The organism is Enterococcus sp. E5-162 (genome assembly GCF_035725965.1).
In the GTDB taxonomy this organism is placed as follows: Bacteria; Bacillota; Bacilli; order Lactobacillales; family Enterococcaceae; genus Enterococcus_B; species Enterococcus_B lactis.
This window is the reverse complement of sequence record NZ_JAPRFV010000032.1, coordinates 1-2,897: the sequence shown is the minus strand read 5'-3', so window position 1 is coordinate 2,897 and position 2,897 is coordinate 1. Positions and strand designations below refer to the sequence as shown.

The following is a 2,897-nucleotide window of genomic DNA, read 5'->3' as shown; positions in this document are numbered from 1 at the left end:
CGAAAAGAAGGCACTCTCTTCGGGTTTTCGGTCTGTACTGAAATCAAGGTATTATTGGGAATCCCAGCTTAAATCATAGATACCGTAAGGGATTTTATTCTTTATTTAAAACTTTGCAACAGAACCATTTAGATAGACAGCTAGAATTGTTATCAAAGTGTGATAAAATTTTTACTGATAAGGCAAGCGGGAAAGATACCAATCGTGAAGGATTTCAAAAAATGATGGAATTCATACGTGAAGGTGATATTGTCGTTGTGACAGAATTAAAACGTCTTGGGCGAAATAATAAAGAGCTAACAGAAACGATGAATTTGATTCAGCTGAAGAAAGCGACTCTGGAAGTTTTGAATTTACCAGCGTTAACAGGGATAACTGATGATAATTTGCGTCGATTACTTAATAACTTAATTATTGAACTATACAAGTACCAGGCGGAAGAAGAACGTCGATATATTCGTGAAACGCAGCAACAAGGTATTGCGCTTGCTAAAGCAAAAGGAAAGTATAAGGGTGGAAAGCCTAAATATCGAGAAAACGATCCACGACTTCAACTAGCATTCAAATTATTCTTGGAAGGATCTACTGATAAAGAAGTTGAAGAACAGACAGGTATAAATCGAAGGACGTTTAGAAGATATAGAATGAAATATGGAATTACGAAAAATTCCAGGATAAGCAAAGAAGAAATTTAGTGTTATTAAATTTTTACTGGAGGTATTTATTGGGTGGAAACGGAATATGTAATTACTAATCCTAAATTTGAAACGGATTTAACGCAATTTAAAAATAGAATTAATGAACTTATGTTAATAACTGATCCATCTATTTTTGAAGTACTAGAAATGTATGAAGCTAGTTCTTTTATAAAAAAAACTATTGATAAATTTTTAAAGGACAATAAAGGAAAATATCTTAGCGTATTTCATAAAAATATATCACTTTTTCAGAATAATTTGACAGATACTAATTTAAAAAGATTTTTTACTATGATATATGATCAAAAACAGCAGTTTTCTTCATTTTTAGTTTTCTTTGAAAAAAATGATTTATCAAAAAAAATGTCCGAAAATTCTTTTCAAGATATAGTCTTTGGTAACGAAATTCCTATCCAATGTTTTCTTAAATCAGAATTTTGGATAGATAAATATCCAAATGCTATTAAAGATTACTTTCTTTCTAAAGATATTAATATAAAGATCTTGTTACAGAATTTTATGGATAGAGGTTCTACTCTTTATATCCCTAAAAATATAACTAAAGATGAATTTTATCAGTTAGCAACTTCATATGTTGAAAATCTAGTAGAGTTTGATGATAAAATTATTGAACCAGATTATAATTTTTTGAATTTTATGAGCAAAAAAATACAAGGACTTGAAGAATACTTAATCGTTGATAAAAATTTGTATAAGAAAATATTAGATCAAGTTGATCATTTGACTGAGAAATTCATGTCTGATAAGCGAACTAAAATTTGTAATACTAAAGTAAAGATTTATACTGACCTAGACGAGTTTAAAAAAAGTACAAATGTTAAAGGATTTGTAGATACTGATTTCTTGAGAAAATATGGAGACTTTGAAACTATTTTGAATGAAATTAAGTATTTAACAGGTTTTTTTACTAACAATGGAATTTTAAATCTATTAAGTTTTAACAATATTGAGAAAGGTTTATTCGATTTTCTTTTGATTATCAAATCTAAAAGATATTATGAAGAGAATGAGGTATTTGATTTAAAACAAGTAGTTATATTAAGTGAATTGGATATGTTTGGAAAAGTTTTGATGGAAGAACATAATATTCTATTCGAGGATGTAATAGAATATTTTTTTCATGAATATTCGAATGATAATTTTAATCTGAAATGGTTTAAATTAGATATGTCAAGAGATTCAAGTTTAAAAGTACGTACAAAAATTAATTTTACTATTGAAGAATTTATAAGAAAACAATGGAAATTTTTATTAGATGATGGGTATATCGACCCCAAATTATTTAATTTTTCTAATACCCCATCTTTTAGAGAATTAGGTAGTTATTTATCAAATAAATACATTTATTCCAATTCGGATGAGCTTGATCAGTTGCTTATATACTTATTTACAGATCAACATGTTATGGGGATTTATAATGAATTAATTGAGGAGGATAATTTTGTCAATTTAGTTAGCAAACATAAAGTTAAGTATAGTGTATTTTTAGAGTACCAGCAGAAAATAATAGATATTTTGTTAAAAAATAATTTAGTATCAATAAATAAGGACATTCTCTATTTTAATAAAGATCAATTAATTGAGTTAGGTATTTACAAACAAATTTGGATATATGGTGTAATAAATTATTACAACTATCCTAAAATATTACTAATAGAAGATGATAAGAGAAGATATCAAGATAAAATTAATGAATTATTAGATCGTAAAATACTCAGAAGTGAATCAACATTGTTTTCAATTCCTGAAATGAACTATCTAAATTATCTCCTTAATAATAGGCAATATGATAATTCAATAGGATTAAGAAATAAATATGAACATGATTTCATTGCTGAAGATGAAAGTGAGTACAAAAAAGATTATTTATATTCAATAATGGTTTTACTCTTTTACATTGTCAAAATAAATGAAGAGTTTCATTTTAAATTTTTACTTGATAATAGGGAAGGGCTAATAACTGAAGTTTATTCGTTAGAGGATATTTTACCCTCCTAAATAGTAACAGTTAGAATATTAAATTGACAGAAAAATTATTATATAGTTGATTAGGTTCTGTTGCGAAGTTTGAAAATCAAACGCGCCCTCTCTGAACTCCAAATATCTTAGGCTGTTATTCCCATTAATACCTTGATTTCAGTAGACACCGAAAAGCCGAAGAGCGTTCCATTTCTTCGG

2 protein-coding genes and 1 pseudogene are annotated in these 2,897 nt (G+C 27.2%); 2 read left to right on the top strand and 1 reads right to left on the bottom strand.

Annotation, left to right across the window (positions count from 1 at the left end; all coding sequences use genetic code 11):
- The first annotated feature begins 113 nt into the window (after nt 1–113).
- Complete coding sequence (locus OZZ83_RS14590; protein ID WP_052611347.1) at nt 114–695, top strand: recombinase family protein; 582 nt, start codon at nt 114–116, stop codon at nt 693–695.
- A gap of 33 nt (nt 696–728) precedes the next feature.
- A complete protein-coding gene (locus OZZ83_RS14585) occupies nt 729–2,717 on the top strand; it encodes a hypothetical protein (RefSeq protein WP_002352940.1) in 1,989 nt (662 codons plus the stop codon).
- Between the two features lie 107 nt (nt 2,718–2,824).
- Here the strand turns inward: OZZ83_RS14585 and OZZ83_RS14580 are convergent.
- Nucleotides 2,825–2,897: pseudogene (locus OZZ83_RS14580) on the bottom strand (IS6 family transposase); the annotation flags it as partial.